The sequence below is a fragment of the Saccharopolyspora hattusasensis genome (assembly GCF_050972075.1).
Taxonomy (GTDB): domain Bacteria; phylum Actinomycetota; class Actinomycetes; order Mycobacteriales; family Pseudonocardiaceae; genus Saccharopolyspora; species Saccharopolyspora hattusasensis.
The window spans coordinates 7,233,695-7,256,706 of record NZ_JBPCDC010000001.1; the positions used below are offsets into that span (position 1 = coordinate 7,233,695).

Genomic DNA, 23,012 nt, shown 5'->3' on the forward strand with positions numbered 1-23,012 from the left:
AGATCCTGGTCGTACGTGTGGATAGCGACGGCGTCAGGGTTCTCCGGCATGGAAGCTCCTTCCAGGTCCTCGAGGCCCCTCAGATGTCCAGCGCCCGGCGCACGGCTGGAGCGTTCCGCCGCGAAACCGGCACCATCGGGGTGGACTTGTCATCCATCACCAGAAACATTTCGCCTCTGAATCGACGCTCGACCTCCCGGATCCGGCTGAGGTTGACCACATATCCGCGGTGTACCCGCAGGAAGCCGGCGTCGCCCAGCTCGCTTTCGAGCTTGTCGAGGCCCGCCGAGGCGGCTCGCAACCGCCCCTGATCAGTGGACAGCCACACGTCGTTGCCCTTCGATTCGGCGAACGAGACCTCCCGCAGCCGCAGCAGCACCAGCCGGTTGTCGCGCATCGCGACAATTCGGTGCGGCCGCCCTCCAGGGCGCGCGCCCCCTTCCACCCGAGGCAACTGCTCCCCTTCGGAAACACCGAATGAGATCAGGTTGCCGACCAGATGCCCGGACAGGAAAACGGGCCGGATGCTGATCGGTGTCGGCTGGTCGGCGAGATGGGTGAAGATCTGCGTCGAGCCGACCCAGTCGGGATTGTGGGTGGCCTGCTTAGCGGCATACCGGGCCGCCCAGATGAATTCCGGCAGACCCGGGTTCCATCGTACCGCGGGGTCGGTCGCCGGTGTGGAGCCCGGGACGCCGAGGAGCACGCTTGCCGCGTCGTCGGCGATCACCACCCTGCCCGCAGGATCTACCGCGGCGAGCGCCGTGCTCGAGCGTGACCTGGCGTGGTTGTAGGCGGCGACCAGCTCGGCGCCGCCATCCTGGGCGCGCCGTCTCAATATGCGCTGGGTCATGGTGGCAGCGTTGCCCAGCCAGGCGCCCGCGGACGCGGGAAGCTCGCCGCGCCAGCACGAGATGTTGAGCACCGCGATCGGTTCCCTGGTCGCCACATCCCGCACAGCCACACCCGCGCAGGTCCAGTCGTGGAATGCCTGGCACCAGTGCTCCGCACCCCGGATTATCACCGGTGCGTGCGTTTCGAGTGCCGTGCCCATGCCGTTCGTCCCGGTGGCGCACTCGGACCAGCAGAACCACGCTGCCAGGTTGGCTTTGGTGGCTAGGGAGCGCGTGGCTTGGTCTCCCCATTGGGCCAGGACCCGGCCGGTGGCATCGGTGATGGTCACGACGCCACCGAGGTTGGTTACTTCGTGAGCCATCGAAGCAGCACGGAAACCGAGTTCGGCGAACACGACATCGTGTTCGAGCGCGTGGTCGACTTCCGCGACGGCCACCGGGGCTTCGGTCAGGTACGGGTCGACTCGGTACTGGTCCCGGCACCGGTGCCAGGAGATCGCCACCTCGGGCCGCACGCCGCGGATATCGTCCTCGCCCTGCGCGAATCGCTCCCATGCCCCGTACACCGTGGCCTTGCCCGGGCTACGGGAGATCGGGTCGAGCTGGTGCACATCTGCCATGTAAGACCGCCTTTGGTCTGTTACCAATCCGAACGGCATGAGCCGTCCAGGCCGACGACCGCTCATGCCGCTTGCCGTACCGGACCGGGCCGCGTCGGTGGTCGGGCTTCGCACACCGACCAGTGGCCTGCTTGGACCACGCCACGACTAGGCGGTTATCCGGCATGAGCCTTCCGTCCTTGCCTGGGTGCTATCCATGCGCCGCGGCTGTCGGAACTTCGCGGGTTCGTCGCACGACTCGTGGCTTTTCCACGCATCGTCGGTAGAACCAAGCGGGGAATTGATGAATTCCGCGCTTGTGGATTTCCTGCCGTGAGTTCGGAAGCTAAGCTGTTCCTCGATTTGACGGCAACGAGGGTGGGACGAGTGTGGGCGAACGACCCACGAGCGGCAGCAACTCGACAACCACCGGTAGTCACCCACCCATCAACAGGCAACGCGCGCCTTGCCGGCGATCATGGGCCCGGTAGTTGCGGACCATCGTCACGGTGCCGGCATCCGGCAGCAGCTGGGCCGGCCGCCAGCGCAGTGGTCGAGTCGTCCAGCAAGGCCGACATTCCGGGCGTGCGGAACTGCCACGCCGCCCGGGCCAGCAGCTCCCTCTTCTCGGGGACGGGTGTGCAGCCGGGATTACTGCCTCGAACCGTCGATGGCTGTTGGGGAGGCCCCGCCGCGAAGCCGAATCCGCAGCCTTGGGGCCCCGCAGGAACTCCGCGCCGCGGTAGGGCCCGAGGCGACGTTGGAGGACGCGTTCCGCGCGGTGACCGGTGACGCACTTGCGGGGGAGGGGATGCGTCATGACCGCGCCGTTCGGCGGGTCGCACGCCGTGTCGGTTGATCAGGTGCGGCGCGGGCCGGTGCGCCTGATCTGGTCGCGGATCACGACGATGTGCCTGGTGAGCTGCAGAAGTTGCGGGACGACCGGACCGAACTGTCACACGGGCGGTTCAGTCGGCGCTGTGGCTGGTGGTCTTCGGCACGACGTTCAGCCGCATTCCGATGATCCCGACGGGGGATGTGCGGTACCTGGAGTACCTCGCGCCGGGCATTCTCGCCCAATCGGCACGGTTCATCGCGATCTTCTTCGGCATTCAGATCATTTGGGAGCGGGATGCCGGGACTCGCCAAACTGCTCGTCACGCCCACACCGCGGGTCGCGATCATGAGCGGCAAGGCGTTCGCGGCCGGCGTGCGCGCCCTGGTGCAAGCCCTCGTGGTGCTCGCGCTCGCCGTGGCTGCTGGGATCGGTGTTCTTCTGCTGCTTCTCCATCACCATCGCGGGGTTGGTGCTGTCCCGAGATCGCTTGCTGGGCTTCGGACAGGCGATCACCATGCCGCTGTTCTTCGGTTCCAGTGCGCTGTACCCGGTCGATCTGATGCCGCACTGGCTGAGGGTGGTCAACCTCGGGAACCCGCTGGGCTACGAAGTGGACGCTCTGCGCGGCCTGCTCATCGGCACGCCTGCGATCTGTGGCTGGACTTCGGAGTGCTGGTGGCGGCCGCAGTGGCCATAACCGGGGTCGCATCCGCCTTGCTGGGAAGGCTGGTCCGCTGAATATCGTCTTCCTCCATGCGTAGAAACTTCCGCCACTAAGCAGATCGGTCGCGCCCGCGGCCGGCGAAGCGGGGTCGTCGGCACGTTGCGACAGGGGGCCCGATGACTCATGTCAAGATGCCCGCGAACGGGGTTTCGTTGACTCAGATGATTTTGCCCGGGATGGTTGGGGTGGGGTCGTGGTGGGCAGGCGTGCTGGTTGCTTGGCGGTGACGAGCACGAGGAGCCGGTCGTTGAGGGCGTGGATGTCACGGCGGATCTGGGCGGGGTTGAGCGTGCGGTACCGGCGGGTGAGCGCTGTTTTGATCTGCTTCGGGATGTTATTGTCGGCCAGGACCCGCTGATACGGGGTGCGCGCGGTGTCGTATTTCTTGATCACTTTGGCGCCTTCGCGGTGTTTGGAGAGCAGTTTTTGTTGTGGGGAAAAGAAATTGAGCTGCAGGCGAAGCAGTGCGTAGAGCTCGTTGAGCAGCTCGAGTTCGGCCGGGGTGTCGTAGCGGTGATACCCGACCGCCTGGCGCACCACCGACCAGTTCTTCTGCTCGACGTGGCAGCCGTCGTTCTTGTTGCCCGGCCGTGACGGGGTGAAGGTGATCTTGTTTTTCTCGCGGAAGCGCCGCAGGTGATCGTTGATGAACTCCGACCCGTTGTCGGAGTCGATACCCAGCACGGGGAACGGGAACACGTCCAGAATGCCTTGCAGGGCCGGGAAAACCCACTTCTGGGCCTTGTTGCGCACCGCGGCGGTTTCGGGTCCAGTTGGTGGCGATGTCGGTCACCGTCAGGGTGTGGCAGAAGTCGCCGCTGGGGTTGCCGCCCTCGTGCCCGACGAGATCGATTTCCACGAACCCGGGGGTGTTCTCGTTCCAGTCCGCCCAGGTGCGGATCGGGATCTGCGACTTCAAAAGTGACCCCGGCTTGGTGCCCGAGCGGCCCTTGAGCTGCATCTTCTTGCGGTCCGGGGCCAGGCGGCGGTCGATGGTGGCCGCCGACATCGACACCAGCTTGGCCCGCACCCCGGGCTCCAGGTCGAGCTCGCCGGCCCGCTCCAGCACCGCCACGATCTCGGGCAGGAACGGGGCCAGCCGCTTACCGGTCGGCGCGTCCAGCACCGCCCAGATCTTGTGCAGGGGCACCAGCACGTCCTCGCCATACACCGGTGGCCACGGTTTCCGTTTTCTGGCAACGGGTTTCGGTCCCAGCGCCAGGCGCAGCGCCTTCCGCGCATGGTCGCGGTGTCAGCCCGTCAGCTCGCGCAACTCCGCCAAGATCACGGTTTTTTCCTTTTCGGACGCCGAACATTACCGGATCGCGGTTGCCTTCGTCACGGCCTTGCGCTGGCTCATCGTTAGTCCCATCGGTCACGATGAGCACACCAGCCCCCACAGGTGACGCACGACATGCCGTACGCGGGCATTCTTACGTGAGGCAACGATTCATCTACGCGGGCATTTTGGATGAGTCAACGCGATGTCTTGAACTACAGCTTTTCGGAAGCTACATTGTGACCGTTGTCACCGTCCGTGAGTCCCCGAGATCCGTCCCTCGCATATGACAAGGAGGTCGTGATGACGGGGAGAGTGCCGCACCTGGAGATCGCATCGAGCAGGCCCGGTGGTCATGGCCACGTGGGGGGCGACTCCCTGGTAGGCACGGCCACGGTGAGGAGGATTGCTCGTGCGTGGGAGAGCTTCGCCGCAGGCGAAGACATCGTGCAAGGCGTTCGACCAGAGATCCTGGCTTCGTGGTACCGATGCCGGGATCAGTACGAAGTGGACCCTACGCTGCACATCGCGCCCGGGGCGCCGGACGGCAACGACCATCGGCTCGACAACGACGTGATCTTCACCCAGCTCGGCGGTCTCGGGGCGTTGGCAGGTCGGGAAGTGGAGCTGGACGGCGGTGTCGTCGCCGTAACGGACGGTGCCGGGCGCATCCTGGGGTCATGGGGCGACCCCACCGCGCGGATGCGGGCTGAGCTGAGCAATCTCGCTCCGTGGTCGTCGTGGTCGGAGCAGTGCACAGGCACGAACGGGATGGGGACGTCGTTCGAACTGCCGGGCCCGGTGACCGTGACTGGACCGGAGCACTGGTGCGAAGGCTTCCAGCAGTGGTCCTGCGCGGGGATTTCCATACGCGACGTGGTAACCGGCTCGCCGGTCGCGTCGATCAACATCTCGCGGTGGAAGGCGCCGCTGTCCGAGCATGTGCCGACGTGGCTGAGGAACGCCGCCGCGAGCATCGAAGAAGAGATCCATCGCCGCGCCATCGCGGAGGCCAAGAGCGTGGTCGCGGGGTTCAAGCACGAGTGCGACCAGACGAGTGGCCCGCTCATGGCCATGGACCGCGGTGCGCATGTGATCGCTGCGAACGGCGCAGCTATTTCGTTGCTCAAGCTGGCGAACGACAACCCCATTGCCACGGGTGCGGTCGAACCGGCGAAACGCTGGAAACCGGATATTCCGGAACTTCCTGATGTCGTGCGGTGGGCGATGGGCCGGGCACTGCAACGTCCGCAGTGGAGCGGCTACGCGCGTCTGTCGGTGTGCCCCGGGGAGGATGCCATTCCGGTGACCATGCGGCCCGTCGTCGCCTCCGACCACGTGGTGGGCATGTTCTGCGCAATTGGGCTGCAAGAGGGTGAACCTTACGAGAAGTATTCGGACGCGGTGGCTGTTTCTCTGCCGCCGCGCGTGATCGGGATTCGTGACGAACGGCTGGTTCTGCTCGCCCCGTCGGAGATCCGCTATGCCCAGGCCGACCGGAACATCGTTTGGTTGAGCACGGACCGGGGAAGGATCCAAGCTGCCACCCGTGGCCTGGACAACGTCGAGGAATCACTGGCACCCCACGGATTTCGTCGAGTACATCGTCGCTTCCTGACCAACCTTCGCCGGGTGGTCGAGTTGGAACGGGGCATCAAGGGTGAGCTGGTTCTGATCACGGACCCCCGTTGCCGTGAGCGCGTTCCCGTTTCGCGACGCCACGCTCCGGAGATCCGCCGATTGCTCGGTGTGTGAGGCTGTCCGCACGCGGACGGATTCCGCCCAGGCACCTCGTGCCTGCCGCTCAGATTGTTCGCGCGCAATGCCGGGTTGGCGCGGTCGGGCCGCGTTGCGCGGTCCGCACCGCGTGCCGGCAAATGTCTCGGTCGCCGGGGTGTCGATGGCACCTGCGGCGAGCCCGCTCATCGACGCTGCGCCGCACGACGCGTTGTCGCTTCCAATCGGATATCCGCTGGTTGCAAAAGCATGGCGGGAAGGTGCCTGTCGCAGGCCGGGAGCCGGCACCGCCGCAGTGTCCGCAGCGGTCCGTTCGTGGCGGCACGGCCACCGTTCGTCAGGGATCCGGTGCCGGTGGTTCATGATCGGTTGTCAGGGCCAGCGACATCGAAGAAGCTTTGAAGTGCAACACCGAGTTTCCGGGCGATGCACTGGATGCTTGCCCGGGCTGGTACCTCGACAGGTGACGGTACCTGTTGTTGTCCGACGGCCTTCAGCGGTCGAATTCAAAGGAGGACTCCATGAGGTGGGAAACGCCTGAATATGCGGTAATCGAGGTGTGCGCTGAAGCCAGCGGCTACCTGTACCGGCGTTGACGGATTGCTTTCGCGCTGTGTTTCTTCATTGCCTGGGAGTTGCGGCAGGCGGTGGTTATCCGCAGTGGAACTGCGCTTGTGCCGGGTGCCGCAAGGCTCGTAGCAATCCGGAACTCGGGTCGATGCACGCGGGTCTTGCGGTCTCCGGGGACGGCGAGCGGTGGTTCCTGCTGAACGCAACTCCGGATGTCCATCATCAGATAGCGGCGGATCGCTGTTTGCATCCGGGTCCGGGAATCCGGACGACACCGGTTGCGGGCGTGCTGCTGACGGATGCGGAGTTCGACCACACGATCGGCCTGCTGATGTTGCGCGAGGAATCGTCGCTGACGGTGTACGGGACGTCCCCCGTGCTGGAGGCGCTCGCTCTGCGGTTTCCCGTTCGGGAATTGCTGAGCGATTACGCCAACCTGTCGTGGTCCGTGGTCGAAATCGGCAAACCGCTGGACCTGGACGACCGGTTGCGCGTGACCGCCTTCCTGACCGGAAGCAAGGCGCCTCGCTACATGGGGCGCTCGCAGCTTCATCGCGAGTCGAAGGAGTGGGAGATGGGCTTCCGCTTGCAGGACAAGGTGACTGGCGGGACCGCGGTGTACGCGCCGACCCTGCCCCGGTGGGACGAGAAGTTCGCCGAGCAGGTGGCGTCGGCTGATTGCGTCTTCTTGGACGGCACGTTCTGGACGGACGACGAAATGTCCTGCCGGGGTGCGGGAAGTCGTTCCGGACGCTCCATGGGGCACATGCCCGTCAGCGGCGAGGACGGTTCTGCCCGCGCTCTGGCTGCGCTTCCCGCGAAGCGCAAGATCTACACCCACATCAACAACACCAACCCCATTCTCGACGAAGGCTCAGAGGAACGGCGTTGGTTGGCGGACTTGGGCATCGAGGTGGGCCGAGCTGGCCTGGAGGTGGAATTGTGAAGGCTTGGTCTGCTGAGGAGTTCGAAGCCCAGCTGCGGTCGATCGGAGAACAGCGGTACCACCACTTGCACCCGTTCAACGAGCGGATGCACGCGGGCGTGCTCACTGAGGAGGAGTTCCGCGGATGGGTGCGAAACCGCTTCTACTACCAGGTGAACCTGCCGGTGAAGGACGCGTTCATCCTGACCAAGCTCCCCGGTCGGCACGATCGGCGCCAGTGGATTCAGCGCATCGTCGATCACGACGGCCGAACGGGAGACGAAGGCGGCATCGAGAAGTGGGTCCGCCTCGGCGAAGCTGTCGGCTTGACCCGAGAAGAGCTGTTCGACAGTGGCTCGGTGCTGCCCGGAGTGCGGTTCGCCGTGGACGCCTACGTGGATTTCTGCCGCCAGAAGCCGTGGCTGGAGGCCGTGGCGTCGGCCATGACCGAGCTGTTCGCCCCAGATCTGCTCAGCCGGAGGATTGCCGACCTCCAGCAGCACTACCCGTGGATCGCCGCGGAAGGCTTGGAGTACTTCCGGTCTCGACTCACCCAGCAGCCCAAGGACATCGAGCATCTGCTCAGCCTGGTGATCAACCACGCGAAGTCCAGGGAGCAGCAGGACGCGTGCGTACGAGCGCTGGAGTTCAAGTGCGATGTCCTCTGGAGCCTGCTGGACGCCGTGCAACTCGCTTACAGCAAGAGTTCATGATGGACAAGCCTGATCTGACGGCCACGCCTCGGCTGGCGACCAAGGCGATGCTCAAGCACGACACCGTCCGAGACGCCGAGTTGCTTCTGTTGCCGGAGAGAGTCGTGCGCCTGAACGCGTCCGGAGCGGCGATTTTGCGGCTGTGTGACGGCAGCCGGACGGTGCGGCAGGTGGTGGCCCAGTTGGAGCACGACTTCGAGGCCGCTGGTCTCGCGAACGACGTCATGGCATTCCTCCAGGACGCGCACGGACGGGGTTGGGTGGTTGTCACATGAACGGTGTACCGCAGCCGTACGGCCTGCTGGCCGAGGTCACCCACCAATGTCCGTTGCACTGCGTCTATTGCTCGAACCCGTTGGCACTGCTCGATCGGCAGGACGAGCTCAGCACCGAGGACTGGCTACGGGTGATACGCGAGGCAGCCGGGCTGGGTGTGGTGCAAGTCCATTTTTCGGGCGGTGAACCCCTCGCCCGCGGTGATCTGGAGACGCTCGTCGCTGAGGCCCGCAGCCTCGATCTGTACACCAACCTGATCACCAGCGGCCTGGGGCTCACGGAAAGTCGTGCGAGATCGCTCGTGTCGGCAGGGCTCAACAGCGCCCAGCTGAGCATCCAGGGTGACGCGGCCGAGTCGACGGATCTGGTCGCGGCGAGCAAGCGATTCGACAAGAAGCAGGACGCCGCGCGCATCATCCGTGAGGCCGGGCTGCCGTTGAACATGAACGTGGTCCTGCATCGGTTGAACCTGTCTCGCCTGGACGCGATCGTCGACGTCTGCGTGTCGTGGGGCGCCGAGCGGCTGGAGCTTGCCAACACCCAGTACTACGGCTGGGCGCTTCGCAACCGCGATCTGCTGTTCCCGAGCAAGGCGCAGTTGGAGGAGGCCGAAGGCGTGTACCAACGCCGGAAGGCCGAGTTGGCGGATCGCATGGAAATCCTCTGGATCCTCCCAGACTACTACGAGCGCTACCCGAAGCCGTGCATGGGGGGATGGGCGCAGACAGCACTGACCGTCGCCCCGGACGGCATGGTGTATCCGTGTCCGGTGGCCGCGGATATTACGACGATCGACTTCCCCTCGGTTCAAGACCACCACCTCGAGTGGATCTGGTCGAAATCCGCCGCGTTCCAGGCTTTCCGGGGCACGGAGTGGATGCCGGATCCGTGCCGCAGCTGTTCTCGCAAAGAGATCGATTTCGGTGGATGCCGGTGCCAGGCCTTCGCGTTGACCGGCGATCCGGGACGTACCGACCCGGTTTGCGTCCACTCGCCCGATCATCATCTGGTGCAGGACGCGCTTGTTCGTGCCAACCAGGACGATTTCGCCGCCGGCGACGAAACGGCGCGCGAACGCCTGGTTTACCGTCGCCCACCCGCGTCGGCGAGGAGGCGATGACCGATGTCACTCGAAGGCCGTGCCACGTGCAGGAGCAACCTGACGCAGGACGAGGCGGCAGCGCGTTCGGCTGAGATCTGCGACGTCCGCTACACGGTGGAACTCGACCTGACCACGGGTGAGCGGGAGTTCGCGACGAGTACCGTGATCCGCTTCCAGGCACGTTCCGGGGATGCGAACGTCTTTCTCGACTTCGCGGGGAAGGCCGAGTCGGTCGAGTGCAATGGCCGGGAGCTGGGGCCCGGCGCGCATGACGGGACGCGTGTCCGGCTGGACGTGGAACCAGGTGAGAACACGGTTCGAGTGGCCGGTTCCGGTTCGTACTCGCGAACGGGGGAGGGGCTGCACCGGTTCCGCGACCCCCTTGACGGACAGGTCTACGTGCACACGAAGTTCGAGCCCTTCGCGGCGCACAAGGTGTACGCCTGCTTCGATCAGCCGGACCTGAAGGCAACGGTCGAATTGACCGTCACGGCCGAGGATCAGTGGGTGGTGGTAGCCAACACCGAGCCTGGCGAGGAGCCTGCCCCTGCGGGTGACAAGCGCTCGACTTGGCGCTTCCGGAGCACGCCACCGCTGCCGCCATACCTGGTGGCCTTCGCCGCCGGCCCGTTCCGCCGGCTGCGTTCCAGCCACCGCGGAGTGCCGCTGGCGCTGTACGCGCGGAAGTCGCTCCTCGAAGACCTCACCAACGACGCGCCCGAGCTGTTCGACGTGATCAGCCGCGGCCTCGACTTCTACAGCCAGCTGTTCGACCTTCCGTACCCGTTCACCAAGTACGACCACGTCTTCGCGCCCGAGTACGCATTCGGCGGAATGGAGCACCCGGGCTGCGTGACGCTCAACGAGCGGTTCGTGTTCCGGCATCGGGTCACCGAGGATCAACGGCGACGACGAGCCGAGCTGCTGTTGCACGAGATGGCGCACATGTGGTTCGGCGACTACGTGACGATGCGCTGGTGGGACGATCTGTGGCTGAACGAGAGCTTCGCGACGATGATGGCGGTCGTCGCACAGCCCGTAGTGACGCGGTACGGGGAAGGTTGGACGGCATTCGCGCACCACAACCTGCCGGTGGCTCGACATGCCGACCAGTTGCCGACCAGCCACGCGATCCGGGTCGAGACCGCCGACACCGATGCCGCGCGGACGAACTTCGGTCCGATCGTCTACCGGAGAGGGGCGGCCGTACTCCACGAGCTCGCGGTGCGCATGGGCTGGGACTCCTTCGTCTCGGGCGTACGGACATACCTGCGGACGCACGCGTGGGGAAATGCCAGCCTCGATGATTTCGTGGCGGCGCTTCGGCGCGTGTCGGACGCGGATGTGGATCGCTGGGTGGACGAGTGGCTTTTGCGCCGTGGGGTGAACACGGTCGAGGTGTCTCGCCTTCCGGTGGGCGATTGGGTGGTGCAGCTTCCCGATCCCGAGGTGCGGCCACGCCACTTGCACCTGCGGGTCGGCGCGTTCGACGACTGCGATGCCGGCCTGGTGCTGCGGCAACGGGCGCACGTGCCGCTCAGTCCGTGTAGCTCCGAAGGCGAACTGGACGCGTTCGGCAGCCGAAGCCCGGACCTGCTGGTGCCCAACGACGATGCGGTGAGCCACGTCAAAGTCAGGCTGGACCCCCGGTCTCGGCAAACGGCCTTGCGCAGTCTGTCCGCACTGGACGATCAGAGAGCACGGGCAGTCGTCTGGGGAGCGTTGTGGGACGATGTCCTCGACGCGCGGTTGCCCGCTCGGAGTTTCGCATCGGCTGCTCTCACGCATGGAGTGGTGGAGAGCGATGTCGGTGTCCTGGAAGCGCTCTTGGAGCGAGCTGTGCAGGCGACGCGGGTCTACGGGGATCCATCCAGCACCAGCCGGATGCTCGAAGCCCTGGCACGCCGGGTGCGTGATCACTTGGCCGGCGCCGCCCAGGGCAGCGACCGCCAGGTGGTACTGGCCCGCACCCTCGTAGGGGTCGTCCAGGCCAACGACCACGGCCTGCTGAGCGAAATGGTGTGCGGGCGGTCTCCCTGGCCGGGACTCGCAGTGGATCGAGACCTGCGCTGGCGCGCATTGCTCCGCCTCGCGTCGACCGGTTTCGAAATCGACGGACTTCTCGACATCGCGATGGACGCTGACGCTGGAGACAGCGGTCGCCGGCACGCTTTGATGGCGCAGGCCGCGCGTCCGACCCGTGCCGCCAAGGAGCAAGCGTGGACCCGGGTGTTCACCGACGATTACTCGCTCGCGGAACGGCAAGCCATCATGGCAGGGCTGCGACAACCGGGGCAGGAGGAGTTGCTCACTCCGTATGCGAAACGCTACTTGCGTGCGTTGGAGAGCATGGCCGGAGCTGCCGAGCCCGAGTTCGTGCTGGCGTTCGCTCGTGCGCTTTATCCCCGTTTCACCCACGTCGAGCAACGCGTACTGGCGGATACGGAAAACGTGCTGGCGAACAAACGGCTCCCCGGAGACGTGCTCAGGGTCCTCCGGGAGGAGCGAACGGAACTGGCCATGATGCAGGCAGCGCGGGCGTGCGACGCGGCGCAGAGAACGAGGCAAGCCGGAAGCTCCGTGGCCTTGGCAGCGGAACGCGCGAGCGGCTGATGACTGCGCGGTTTCTTTCAGTCTGAGCCATTGGAACGCCACAGGGGTGACGCGAAGGTGCGCCGTGCCATGCAGGGATCGGGTGGTTAGGGGCCTATGGTGGTCCGGCCCAGCGGAGGTTGCAGTCATGGACACCGAACGCAGAATCGTCGTAGGTGTAAATGGATCGGTGTCGGCGAAGGCGGCGCTGTACTGGGCCGTCGAGCAAGCCGAACTCACCGCACGCCCGTTGCCCGGTCGTTGTCGTACCAGAATTGATACCCGCGCCCCGCAGCGGATTCCGTCCTATGAGAGTGCGCGTGAAATCTGACCGTTGAGGATATCCGCGCCTCGATCGTTCCCGTCTCTCCCCACGCCGGATGGAGATCTGCGGCGGTGCATGTGCTGCCTGCTGGGCGAGACGTGAATGTCATCGTGCGATGCCATGTGAAATGGCCGCTCCAGCAGAACAATGCCCGCCTCCGGCCGGGCTGCCGTTCGTGCGCCATAGGCGCCCACTCATGCCGAGGTGATCTCGGCGCCATTATGTCGCGCATCGCCGACAGGGGACGGCACCTCGTTACTGCGTCGCCGATCCTTCACATTCAAGCAGTCCACAAGCGACATCCGCTGTTCCACTCGTGGCCGCACAAGCGCCGTTCGACACCGATCCCCGACCACTGGTTCGATGCCTGTTGCAGCAAACTGATATGTCGAAGATGCTCTGTTGAGAACGCTGAATTTCGAGGTTTCGCTCTCGAAATTATGCGGGTCACGTTGTCCGGTTGTCGCCCGCTCATCGGGCGCTGTCAACGCGAGGAGGAAAGTATGAAGTGGGAAACTCCGGAGTACACGGTCATCGAGGTGTGTGCTGAGGCCACCGGTTACTTCTACCGGGGCTGACGGTCGGGATCGGAGCACCGTGTTGCTCCATTTCTCGTAGTCGCGGCAGGTGTCGGATATCTGCAATGGGACTACGCCTGCGGCGGCGCAAGGCTCCGGATCCGGCAAGCGGATCGCGCAGGGGCCTTGCGCCACCTGCCGGAAAAGGATTTGGCAGAGCCACCCGAATCGTTCAGAGCTCCAAGCGCTGTGGTTCGGAAGCGGTCGAGGTACGTCCCGACATCGAACTGTTCGTGCCGGTTGAGAGGTGGGCGTTGTTGTGACGTCACTGCTTGTTCTTGCAACGCTTTCGATCGTCGGAGTCGCGTTGGCGCTGACGGAGATCGTGGCTCCCACCGAGATCCACATGTCGCGATTGCATCGTGGTCTTCGCTGCCGCGCTGATCGTGGTCGCCGGGTTCGCGCTGGTACTTCCTGCCCACCGGCCGCTTGAAGCGGTGGCACTGTTGCGCGCTGGTCGCGTTCTACGCGCTCTACTGGTTCGTGACTCTTTCCGTCGTCGGCCAGCCGCCGGTCGACGATTCGTGACGTCGCTTCTGATCAGGGCAACGCGGGAATCCGTGGAAAGGACGTGGCATCGATGGAACGGTCCACTCATCGAGTACGCGCGTGCAGCCTTCGTGAGGTCCCGCCTGGCACGGCACGACGACTGGACACCCTCCCCCGGATCGCGATTTTCAACGTCAACGGAACCGTTTATGCCGTTGAGGACGTTTGCGCGCATGAGTTTGCCGTGCTGAGTGAAGGTCACTTCGACGGTATTTCGGTGGAGTGTCCGCTCCACATGTCACGGTTCGATGTGCGCACAGGGGAACCGCTGTGCTTGCCCGCAACGGAGCCGCTGCGCACGTACAAAGTCGAGGTGATCGATGACGATGTATTCGTGCATATCGAAACCGGCGGTCACAACTAGACGGTGGCTTGGGCGGGACCCAGATTCAGGTTGGGCTGGTTGATGCCGCCTCGGTACCGCTGTTTTCTCGGCATTCGAATAGATCAAAAATAATGACCTGTCGAACAGGTGATCGGTAATGTACCCTACAACATTCACAGCCAACCGCTACGCGGCCTTGGATGCTGTCAACCAGGGAAAGATCTGCTATCACAACGGGCTACTCCAGTCCGCACTCGGCTATGACTGGGTGATGGATATTACCCGCCCCATGACAGATGATCTGCGTCAGACCCTCCGTGATCTGTGGGTTGCGGATTTGATCGACGTCGAAACGCACCGCCTGTTCGCGCTACGAGGTCACCGGGTAGTGATCACCACGAAGGGCTATCGCACACTGCGCGACTGGTCTGCTCTCGCCGTGGCGAGTGCGCGGCGTAGCGAAGTTTCAGTAGACCGTCCGGAAATGGTTCCTGTTCAACGTCTCTCCCGACAGATTCGCGGGTAGGGTAAACGGTTTTTTCGAGGTGTGTTTTCAGATGACTCTTGAAATTCTTCCGCTGTTAGCGCTGGCTTTTGGTCTCAGCATCGACAACTTCCGCTCGTCGATCGCCATCGGTACCATTCCCTTCGGCTGGCGTCGTGCCGTGCAGGTTGCCCTCATCTTCGGGATATGGGATACGCTGTCTCCCCTGGCAGGAGGATTCATCGGCCACTACGCAGGGGCGTTGATCGGCTCGGGTGCGGATTACATCGGACCTATCGCGTTGGGGGCATACGGGCTGTTTATTCTGGCCGGAGCATTGCGGAACCCTGAACCTGAGGAAGTAGATCATCCATGGGTGACGCTCTTCGGCATGCCGCTGTCGCTGAGCATCGATAATTTTATCGCCGGCGCCAGCCTGGGGTTCGTCGGGTTTTCTCTCGTGATCCCGATGATCACGTTCGGTGTCGTGACAGCGGTCATGTCATTGGCTGGATTGTGCCTCGGACGTATGGCTGCCAATGTTGTTCGGATCCGAGCCGACCTGTTCAGCGGTATCTCGCTCGTCGGTGCGGCGATTGTGCTACCGCTGGTATTCAGCTGAACGTCAGCGCCCACGCGCCCTGGCGTTGTCCCGACGTGTCGTCCGGACCGGCAGGTTTGCCGTCAGCCTGGACTCGCGGCATTCGAAACGCGACCTGGCACCCGTTCTGCCGTCCCCGGCCACCCATGTTCGGGCACGTCGATCCGGGGACCGCCGGTCCATGCTTGCTCCCAAGCGAATCCTCGGCTGGGATGACAAGTTGGTCAAGTAGGGCTACAACCGGTTTTGGTCGTGCGAGGATCGGGTTCGTCGGCAACGACGGTCGATCACCGGTTCTTCGACGGCCTGGAACTGTTGGAGCCTGGCGTGGTTTCGGTGACGCGATGGTGCCCGGATCCCAGCGGACCGCTGCGGGACGAGGTTGACGCACTGTGCGGTCAGGCAAGAAAACCCTGAAACCGCACGACTTTCTCGTCTTCTCGCACTCAACCCGCACCACGTGCGCACCAGGACCACGAGTCCTCTTCCAATACGACGGCCCTGGCAGCTGGCCTGGTGACGCAACGACGCTGGTAACCGTGAGTAACCGCACGTCCCACGGTACCAGCTTGCCCTCTTCACCAGGAGGTGGGCGGTTGCGTGACGCGAGGAACAACCTTCCGAAGGAGCTGAGTAGCTTCGTCGGCCGCGAGCGCGAGATATTATAAGAGTGACGGTGGCGCCGGTCAGTCGTGAAAATGCTGCAGGACGTTGGTCGTTACGGCGGTGATATAGGGGTCTTGGAGGCGGAGGCCGTTGACCCATTCGCAGGTGCCGGCGGTGAACACTTCGCCTGCGCCGCGTGGGAAGGAGACGACCATGCCGGCGCCGCGGGCGAAGCGGCGGCGGTTCTGCTCGGTGTAGACCTCTCCTGCGATGCTGGCGCGATAGCGGGCGTCTCCGTCGCCGAGCATGAAGTAGCTCTGGTCGATGTCGCGGCCGTCTTCGGCTGCGGTGGACCAGTTCATGGCGATGATCTGCAGTTCGTTCGGTGCTCCGTCGGTTCCGCTGGGGTAGGGGAGTCCGTCGCGGAATTCGTAGTCGAGGCCGTCGACTTCGTAGGAGAACACGGCGGATTCGTCGCCGAGGGTGTCGGCATAGCCGAGTCCAGTGCCTTGAAGCGACCAGTGTTCGGGGCGGAAGACGGTGTAGCCGCGTGAGGAGCGCGGGGCGAAGGCACCGAAACCTGCGTACATCCCGCGCAGTGCGTTCACGCCGAACGTCGTGGCACCAGGGTTGCCGACGGCGGGGTCCTCCCACGCGCCGGTCAACAGGTGCTGCGCCTCGGTGCCGGCGACCGGGTCGCGGCGAGCGGCGTCGTACTTGTGAGCGATCTGCGTGCCTTGCTCGAGGTCGAGCCGGATCTGCCACATGAAGTTACCGGCGAACCGAGCCACGTGGCCGCCGGACTTGACGTAGTCGTCGACGTGGGCTCGCATCTGGGCTGTCCAGTACTCGTCATGGCCGCTGAAAACCGCGCATTGGTACGGCGAAAGGGCCTCGGCATCGGCGTGGAGATCCTCTTGGGTCAGCAGGTCGACCTCGTGGCCCTGGGCCTCTGCCCAGCGGAAGAAGTGACGTTCGTACGACGCCCATCCCGATGCGGCGTAGTACTTGGCGTAGCCGTTGAGGTAGGCCCATTCGGCGAACTCGTAGCGGGGCGGTCGGGGGTGGCTCGGCCTGCTGGCGCTGACCATGCGTGGTGCGCCTTCGGGCAGCCAGACCTGCCCGCGTGCCCAGGGGCGCCTGGAGGACAGGATCGGGGAGCGTCCGCGGGCGGTGTCGGGGTGCACGCCGAAGTAGTGGCTTGCTCCGCCCCAGTCGTTGTACGCCGACCAGGTGCACGTGGCGAGTACCTGCGCGAGCGCCTCGGGCCGGGCGGTCGGGCTCCGGACGATGAAGAGGTGGTGACCGAGCGGGCGCGCGTGTTCAGGGGCGCGGGAGTCGCGCATCTCGACCAGGTAGGGGCCAGGTGGCAGGTTTTCAGGAATGGTCCAGGAGGTGGTGACAGTCCAGTCGCAGCCGGACTCGTAGGCGTTGGCCGGGACAGGTTGGAAGCCGACCGAGGTGAGCTGGTTCTGGTGCACCGTGGTCTCGTGGAATCCGTCCCGGTAGATCCGCAGGTCCAGTTCCGAAGTGGTGGCGGAGAGGAACAGGTCGACTGTCTCGCCGGGTATGTAGGAGCGTTTGTCGGAGTAGCACCAGGCAGCGGGATAGCCGTCCTCGCGAGGGACCTCGACCCAGACGCGCTGCGGGCCGGGTGGCTGGCCGGACACGAGTTCGGGGGTGAGGTCACCGCCGGGGCGGGAACCGTTCGCGGTGGATGCGGTCACGTGGAGTCCTTCCTGTCGAGGGCGTCGAGAACAGCGGAGCACCGGAGCCTCCGAATCGACGCTCGGAGGCGTGTGAAGCCGGAACGGCCGCGCTATACGAGCTCAAGGTTTCGCCAGTCGTGGTCCGGACGCCTCGGTAGTGCCGGGTCCTGTCGGCTGCTGCTCGGCTGCGGGGGTGACGTGGTCGTAGCCGCCCTTGGCGGGTGCGGTTTCGGGGAGCATGAACAGGGTGAGCAGGGAGACCGCGACGGCGATCGCGACGTACCAGGCGGGCATCAGGTGGCTGCCCGTGGCGGAGATGAGCCACGTGAGCACGAACGGGGAAGAGACCGAGGCGATGACCGAGAGGTTGAAACCCAGTGAGACTCCGGTGTAGCGCACACGGGTCGGGAACAGTTCGACCCACGTGCACACCAGCGGGCCGGTGTAACAGCCCAGCGCCAGCCCGCCCGCGGCGACCTGCAGGACGCCGATCAGTGCGAGGCTTCCACCGTCCATGAGCAGGAAGGTCGGGAAGATCAGTAGCAGCATGGCGATCGAGCCGACGAACAGCAGGGGCTTGCGCCCGATCCGGTCGGAGAGGTGCCCGGCCACAGGGATGGTCAGAGCGTAGACGGCGATGGCCAGCGACGTGGTGACCAGCGAGCTGCTGGTGCTGTAGCCGAGCTCGGTGCGCAGGAACGTCGGGGTGTAGACCAGCACGACGTAGTAGCAGACGGTTTGGCCTAGGGCAATGCCCGCGACCTTGAGCACATGGGCCAGTTGCGTCTGCACGGTCTCGCGGACCGGGGATGAGGCGACCTCGTCGGACTCGGCGATTTCCTGGAATGCAGCGGTTTCTTCGAGTCGCAGCCGGATGTAGAGCCCGATCAGGCCCAGCGGGATTGCGATCAGGAAGCCGACCCGCCATCCCCAGCTCTGCAGCTGGTCCGGTGTCAGCGCCCCAGAGAGGATGAAGGAGAAGATGGATCCCGCCAGCAGCCCGAACCCGGTGCTGGAGGGCATGAGGCTGACCATCACGCCGCGCCGCTTGGCGGGCACGCTTTCGGCGATGAGCGCGGCGCCACCGGCGTACTCGCCACCGGCGGAGAAGCCCTGGATGATGCGGGCGAGCACGAGCAGAATCGGTGCGGCGACTCCGATGGTCGCGTAGCTGGGGATCAGGCCGATAACGCCGGTGGACAGTGACATCAGGACGAGTACCAGTGCGAGGGTGCGCTTGCGGCCGATCCTGTCGCCGAAGCGGGCGAAGACCACCCCGCCGAGGGGACGGGTGATCACTGGAAGCGCGAAGACTCCGAACGTGGCTAGCAGCGCCGCTGTGGGGTCGTTGCTTGGGAAGAAGGCGGACGCGATGGTGACCGCCATGAACCCGTAGATGCTGTAGTCGAACCACTCGATGAAGTTGCCGATGGCGCCGGCGGTGGTTGCCTTCGCCGAGTTGGCTGGTGTCGTTGCCGCCATACGTGTTCCTGTCCGTGGGAGCGGGTCCGCAGCGGACCGTGGGGCCCGTGACCTGCGATGTTGCAGCGATGTTGCGGTGTTGGTGGGACACGCTAGGTCGTCTTGAGGCATAGGGGTAGACGGCTGATCCTGGATCAGCCATAGGCTGAGCCTGATGATGGGCCGATTGCCTGGTGAACTGCGGTGGGTGCCGCGGTGGGGCGGGTCGATCGAAACGTTATCGAGATTTTCTGGTGCGGAGGTGCCACGCAACGATGACGCTGAATCAGCTGCGTGCTTTCGTCGCTGCCGAACGGCTCGGATCGTTCACCGCGGCAGCGGCTCACCTGGACATCGCGCAGGCCTCGGTGTCGGAACTGATCCGGCGGCTGGAGGAGGAGCTCGATGCCTTGCTGTTCGTGCGGGGGTCCAGGCGTTTGTCGTTGACCGCGGCCGGTGCCGAGCTGCTTCCCTACGCGCGGGAGAGCATCGCCGCGGCGGACGAGGGCACGCGGGCGGTCACCTCACTGGGATCGCTCGGCGGGGGTACTGCGACCTTCGGCGTGCTGCGCAACGCCGACTTCTACCTGCTGGGCAACCTCGTGCAGACCTTCCACCGCAAGTATCCGGCGGTGCGCGTGCGGCTCGTCGGGCAGAATTCCGCGGAGACCGCTGCTGCCATCTCGGCGGGGGAGATCGAGGCGGGTCTGGTCGTGCTGCCGGTCGACGAGGACGATCTGATCATCACCCCGCTCATGCAGGACGAGGTGCTCTACGTCAGCTCGGACCCCGAACGCGTTGCTGAGCCGATCACGGTCGAGGAGTTCGCGCAGCGTCGTCTCGTGCTCTACGACGCGCACTTCGGTTGGCGGGATCCGACGCGTCGGCAGCTCGCTGATCGTGCACAGCTGGCCGGTGTGCGGATCGAACCGCTGATCGAGATTGAGCACGTCGAAGCCGCGCTGAAGCTGGTCGCCGCTGGGATCGGAGACACCATCGTCGGTTCCGCCCTGCTCAGCAGTCCGGCTTTCCCACCTGGTCTGCACACGGCGTCCTTCGCCGAGCCGCTCTTCGACACGATCGCCTTCGCCCGCAAGCGTGGACGTCCTCTGTCGCGGGCGACCCGCAAGTTGGCAAGGCTGGCCGAAGACGCCATCAGCGAGGTCCGCGGCCTAGAGGCCCGACCGAGGTCGTGACCGCTGAACCGACGGGCTTTTTTGCGCCGTTTACCCTTCGTGTCTCAGATCGACATTTCTTTGACCTGCGCTAACGAGAAAATATTGGGTGATCCTATGGAAGGTTCAGGCGTTACCCCTCTAGTCCTGTGGCTGCGACGTGCTTACCGTTCCCTGCCATGCAGATCACCCCTTCCGAGGCAACCCAGCTCGGGCCGTTGACCTGGCTTAAGAAGCCCGCGGTGGACGGCCCGCCAGCCCAGCGCGACCCCAAGGTCATCGAGCGGGTCACCGAGATGCTCCGCGAGATCGAGCACCGTGGCCTCGACGCTGTTCGGCAGTACTCGCAGGAGCTCGACGGCTGGTCCGGCTCGCTGGAGCTCGACCGCGACGAACTGCGCCGCTCGGGCGACGCCCTGCCCGCAGACGTGCGTGCCGCCCTCGAACTGGGCTACAAGCGGACCAACCGGTTCGCCGTCGCGCAGCGCGAGCACCTGACCGACTTCGAAATCGAGCTGGCTGACTCGGTCATATGCGGTCAGCGCTACGTCCCGGTCAGCCGGGTCGGCGCTTATCTCCCTGCCGGCCGGTTCCCACTGTTGGCTAGTGCGTTCATGACCGTGGGGGTCGCCAAGGCCGCCGGGGTGCCCACGGTTCTGGCCTGTACCCCGCCCTCCGGTGAGCACGGCGCTCACCCAGCGGTGCTCTACGGCGCCTACCTCTCGGGTGCCGACCGCGTGTTCACCATCGGTGGTGTGCAGGCGCTCGGTGCGATGGCGTTCGGCCTGCTCGATGACGCGCCGGTCGACATGCTCGTCGGAGCGGGCAACGCCTTCGTCACCGAAGCCAAGCGCCAGCTCTTCGGCCAGGTTGGCATCGACTTGCTTGCCGGGCCGTCCGAGGTCGCAGCGATCGCTGACGAGACTGCCGACCCCGAGTGGATCGCGGCCGACCTGCTGGGCCAGGCAGAGCACGGCCCTAACTCTCCGGCAGCGCTCGTGACAACCTCTGAAGCTTTCGGTCAGCAGGTCATCGATGCGATCGAACGCCAGCTGGAAATCCTTACGACACGGGAGATCGCCGGTGCCGCGTGGCGCGATTTCGGTTCGGTTGTGGTGGCCCGCGACGCCGCCCAGGCTGCCGCGGTCAGCGATGTCTGGGGCCCCGAGCACTTGGAGATCCAGACCGCAGACGACGACTTCTACCTCAAGACCCTCACCAACTACGGGTCGCTGTTCCTGGGGCGGTGGAGCACCGTCGCTTACTCTGACAAGGGCATCGCGGGAACCAACCACGTACTGCCGACCGGCAAGACCTCGCGCTACAACGCCGGGCTGTCGGTGTCGCGGTTCCTAAAGCCGCTGACCTACCAGCGCGCGGGCAAGGAAGGCACCGCGGCGCTGGCCCCGTCCGTCGAGCGGATCTCGGCGTTCGAAGGGCTGGCTGCGCACGAGGCCACCGCCACCATCCGGATCGAGAACGTAGGCCGGCACTCCGGAGCGTTCGACGGCACCCCCGCTATCGACCGTTCCTGACCCAGCTACGGGCTGGGCCGGGTGTTTCCCACGACGTCCTGCCCAGCCCGCCCCATCAAGCCACTCCGGATCGCACCAGCCCTAGCTAGGTGACTGGTGTTTTTGGTTGCTAAGGATCGGTGTGTCTCGCCCGGTTGAGGTGATCGTTTTGGCGGGATGGTCGTGAGCTGGGCGAGGGCGTGGACAAGGCCGTGCAGCTGCTGGCCACCGTGCTGGGCCAGGACTTGGCCGACGACGGCGACGGGGTGTTCCGCATCGCCCGCAAGGTCGCTCCGGACCGGATCATTTCCACCGTGGACCCCGAGGCCCGTCACGGGCACAAGACCAGTGCTCGCGGTTTTGACGGCTACAAAGGGCATCTCGCGATCGACCCCGATGCCGAGATCATCACCGCCACCGAGGTCACGGCCGGAAACAGCGGTGACGCTGAGGCCGCCGAGCCCCTGCTCGCCGACATACTGCCCTCCGAAGCCGAAGCCGAAGCCGAAGCCGAAGCCGAAGCCGAAGCCGAAGCCGAAGCCGAAGCCGAAGCCGAAGCCGAAGCCGAAGCCGAAGCCGAAGCCGAAGCCGAAGCCGAAGCCGAAGCCGAAGCCGAAGCCGAAGCCGAAGCCGAAGCCGAAGCCGAAGCCGAAGCCGAAGCCGAAGCCGAAGCTAAGGATGAAGATCGGGCGGCGGTGTATGGGGATGCGGCCTACGGTGCGGGTGAGTTGCTGGAACGGCTGGACGAGGCTGATATCCACAATGGACTGAAGGTGCAGCCGCCGGTGGCAGTGAAAGGTCATTTCCCGAAGGACCGCTTCGACATCGACCTCGATGCGCGGACCGTGACCTGCCCTGCCAGGCACACCGCACCCATCCGCGCCCGCGAACGTCACGCCGGAGCGGCCTACTTCGGCGCCGCCTGCGCCGCCTGCCCGCTGGCCGCGCAGTGCACGACCGCGAAGACCGGACGCACGATCACCGTCAGTGCCCACGAGGCCGCGCTGCAAGCAGGGCGGGCGCGCCAAACCGATCCCGCCTGGCGGGCCGACTACCGCGCCACCCGCCCCAAAGTCGAACGCAAAATCGCTCATCTCATGCGTCACCGCCACGGCGTGCGCCGGGCCCGCGTCCGAGGACTGCTGAAAACGGCCGCCGACTTTTCACTGAGCAGCTGCGTGAGGTTGTTCCAGGACTCTTCATCGCAGCGGCGGTTTCGCCGACTGCGTCCGGAAAGCCGGGAACGAGGGCCTTGGGGTCGGTGGTGGTTCCGAGTTCGGCTGCCACTACTACGCCGCCGGATCATCGCCGCCAACACGCTGCAGGATGCCCTCGAAATGCGCGGTTTCTCGGTTTTCGCAGGTGAATGTCTCTTGTGGACTACTCTGGGGGTCAAGGGGTTCGCAGGTTCAAATCCTGTCAGCCCGACGTTGGCGGAAGCCCGCTGGCTGGCACGTTAGTGCAGTTCAGCGGGCA

At 65.1% G+C, this 23,012-nt stretch carries 20 protein-coding genes; 15 read left to right on the top strand and 5 right to left on the bottom strand.

Annotated elements, in window-relative coordinates:
• Positions 1-79 precede the first annotated feature (79 nt).
• Both ACRXBZ_RS34720 and ACRXBZ_RS34725 read right to left on the bottom strand, forming a co-directional pair.
• The gene (locus ACRXBZ_RS34720) at positions 80-1,474 is read right to left on the bottom strand and encodes a DNA-binding protein (RefSeq protein WP_433882669.1); all 1,395 of its coding nucleotides are present in this window, start codon (positions 1,472-1,474) and stop codon (positions 80-82) included.
• A gap of 947 nt (positions 1,475-2,421) precedes the next feature.
• Entirely contained in the window at positions 2,422-2,547 is a 126-nt protein-coding gene (locus ACRXBZ_RS34725; protein ID WP_433882670.1) for a hypothetical protein, read from the bottom strand.
• A 174-nt stretch (positions 2,548-2,721) separates the two neighbouring features.
• On the opposite strand from ACRXBZ_RS34725, the gene ACRXBZ_RS34730 reads away from it, so the two are divergent.
• Positions 2,722-2,988, top strand: coding sequence for an ABC transporter permease (locus ACRXBZ_RS34730; RefSeq protein ID WP_433882671.1), 267 nt, complete (start codon positions 2,722-2,724; stop codon positions 2,986-2,988).
• 153 nt (positions 2,989-3,141) lie between these two features.
• Here ACRXBZ_RS34730 and ACRXBZ_RS34735 read toward each other — a convergent pair whose 3' ends face one another.
• A complete protein-coding gene (locus ACRXBZ_RS34735; RefSeq protein ID WP_433882672.1) occupies positions 3,142-3,768 on the bottom strand; it encodes a hypothetical protein in 627 nt (208 codons plus the stop codon).
• Positions 3,769-4,597: 829 nt separating this feature from the next.
• Here ACRXBZ_RS34735 and ACRXBZ_RS34740 point away from each other — a divergent pair.
• The 11 genes from ACRXBZ_RS34740 to ACRXBZ_RS34790 all read left to right on the top strand — a co-directional run bounded on the left by ACRXBZ_RS34740 (position 4,598) and on the right by ACRXBZ_RS34790 (position 15,488).
• A complete protein-coding gene (locus ACRXBZ_RS34740) occupies positions 4,598-6,049 on the top strand; it encodes a LytTR family transcriptional regulator DNA-binding domain-containing protein (protein ID WP_490885431.1) in 1,452 nt (483 codons plus the stop codon).
• A gap of 595 nt (positions 6,050-6,644) precedes the next feature.
• Complete coding sequence (gene pqqB, locus ACRXBZ_RS34745; protein WP_433882674.1) at positions 6,645-7,547, top strand: pyrroloquinoline quinone biosynthesis protein PqqB; 903 nt, start codon at positions 6,645-6,647, stop codon at positions 7,545-7,547.
• On the top strand, positions 7,544-8,239 hold the full coding sequence (gene pqqC, locus ACRXBZ_RS34750) for a pyrroloquinoline-quinone synthase PqqC (protein WP_433882675.1): 696 nt from the start codon (positions 7,544-7,546) through the stop codon (positions 8,237-8,239). The genes pqqB and pqqC overlap by 4 nt, the downstream gene beginning before the upstream one ends.
• The gene (gene pqqD, locus ACRXBZ_RS34755) at positions 8,239-8,514 is read left to right on the top strand and encodes a pyrroloquinoline quinone biosynthesis peptide chaperone PqqD (RefSeq protein ID WP_433882676.1); all 276 of its coding nucleotides are present in this window, start codon (positions 8,239-8,241) and stop codon (positions 8,512-8,514) included. The genes pqqC and pqqD overlap by 1 nt, the downstream gene beginning before the upstream one ends.
• Positions 8,511-9,635, top strand: coding sequence for a pyrroloquinoline quinone biosynthesis protein PqqE (pqqE, locus tag ACRXBZ_RS34760; protein ID WP_433882677.1), 1,125 nt, complete (start codon positions 8,511-8,513; stop codon positions 9,633-9,635). Before pqqD ends, pqqE begins: the two co-directional genes overlap by 4 nt.
• Positions 9,636-9,638: 3 nt before the next feature.
• Positions 9,639-12,230, top strand: coding sequence for an aminopeptidase N (pepN, locus tag ACRXBZ_RS34765; protein ID WP_433882678.1), 2,592 nt, complete (start codon positions 9,639-9,641; stop codon positions 12,228-12,230).
• Between the two features lie 127 nt (positions 12,231-12,357).
• Entirely contained in the window at positions 12,358-12,540 is a 183-nt protein-coding gene (locus ACRXBZ_RS34770) for a hypothetical protein (RefSeq protein WP_433882679.1), read from the top strand.
• Positions 12,541-13,692: 1,152 nt separating this feature from the next.
• Positions 13,693-14,025 carry a bifunctional 3-phenylpropionate/cinnamic acid dioxygenase ferredoxin subunit gene (locus ACRXBZ_RS34775; protein WP_433884065.1) on the top strand — a complete coding sequence of 111 codons (333 nt, stop codon included), beginning with the start codon at positions 13,693-13,695 and terminating at the stop codon, positions 14,023-14,025.
• Positions 14,026-14,143: 118 nt separating this feature from the next.
• The gene (locus ACRXBZ_RS34780) at positions 14,144-14,512 is read left to right on the top strand and encodes a hypothetical protein (RefSeq protein WP_433882680.1); all 369 of its coding nucleotides are present in this window, start codon (positions 14,144-14,146) and stop codon (positions 14,510-14,512) included.
• A gap of 31 nt (positions 14,513-14,543) precedes the next feature.
• Positions 14,544-15,092: a manganese efflux pump MntP gene (locus ACRXBZ_RS34785; protein ID WP_433882681.1), complete on the top strand. Its 549-nt coding sequence runs from the start codon at positions 14,544-14,546 to the stop codon at positions 15,090-15,092.
• 231 nt (positions 15,093-15,323) lie between these two features.
• Positions 15,324-15,488 (top strand): SAM-dependent methyltransferase, encoded by a 165-nt coding sequence (locus ACRXBZ_RS34790; RefSeq protein ID WP_433882682.1) that lies wholly within the window; start codon positions 15,324-15,326, stop codon positions 15,486-15,488.
• 269 nt (positions 15,489-15,757) lie between these two features.
• On the opposite strand, the gene ACRXBZ_RS34795 is transcribed toward ACRXBZ_RS34790, so the two are convergent.
• Entirely contained in the window at positions 15,758-17,404 is a 1,647-nt protein-coding gene (locus tag ACRXBZ_RS34795; RefSeq protein WP_433882683.1) for a N,N-dimethylformamidase beta subunit family domain-containing protein, read from the bottom strand.
• Between the two features lie 102 nt (positions 17,405-17,506).
• Complete coding sequence (locus tag ACRXBZ_RS34800; protein WP_433882684.1) at positions 17,507-18,868, bottom strand: MFS transporter; 1,362 nt, start codon at positions 18,866-18,868, stop codon at positions 17,507-17,509.
• A gap of 254 nt (positions 18,869-19,122) precedes the next feature.
• On the opposite strand from ACRXBZ_RS34800, the gene ACRXBZ_RS34805 reads away from it, so the two are divergent.
• The 3 genes from ACRXBZ_RS34805 to ACRXBZ_RS34815 all read left to right on the top strand — a co-directional run bounded on the left by ACRXBZ_RS34805 (position 19,123) and on the right by ACRXBZ_RS34815 (position 22,996).
• On the top strand, positions 19,123-20,043 hold the full coding sequence (locus ACRXBZ_RS34805; protein WP_433882685.1) for a LysR family transcriptional regulator: 921 nt from the start codon (positions 19,123-19,125) through the stop codon (positions 20,041-20,043).
• 158 nt (positions 20,044-20,201) lie between these two features.
• On the top strand, positions 20,202-21,557 hold the full coding sequence (gene hisD, locus ACRXBZ_RS34810; RefSeq protein ID WP_433882686.1) for a histidinol dehydrogenase: 1,356 nt from the start codon (positions 20,202-20,204) through the stop codon (positions 21,555-21,557).
• A gap of 179 nt (positions 21,558-21,736) precedes the next feature.
• On the top strand, positions 21,737-22,996 hold the full coding sequence (locus ACRXBZ_RS34815; protein WP_433882687.1) for a transposase: 1,260 nt from the start codon (positions 21,737-21,739) through the stop codon (positions 22,994-22,996).
• The last annotated feature ends 16 nt before the right edge of the window (positions 22,997-23,012 follow it).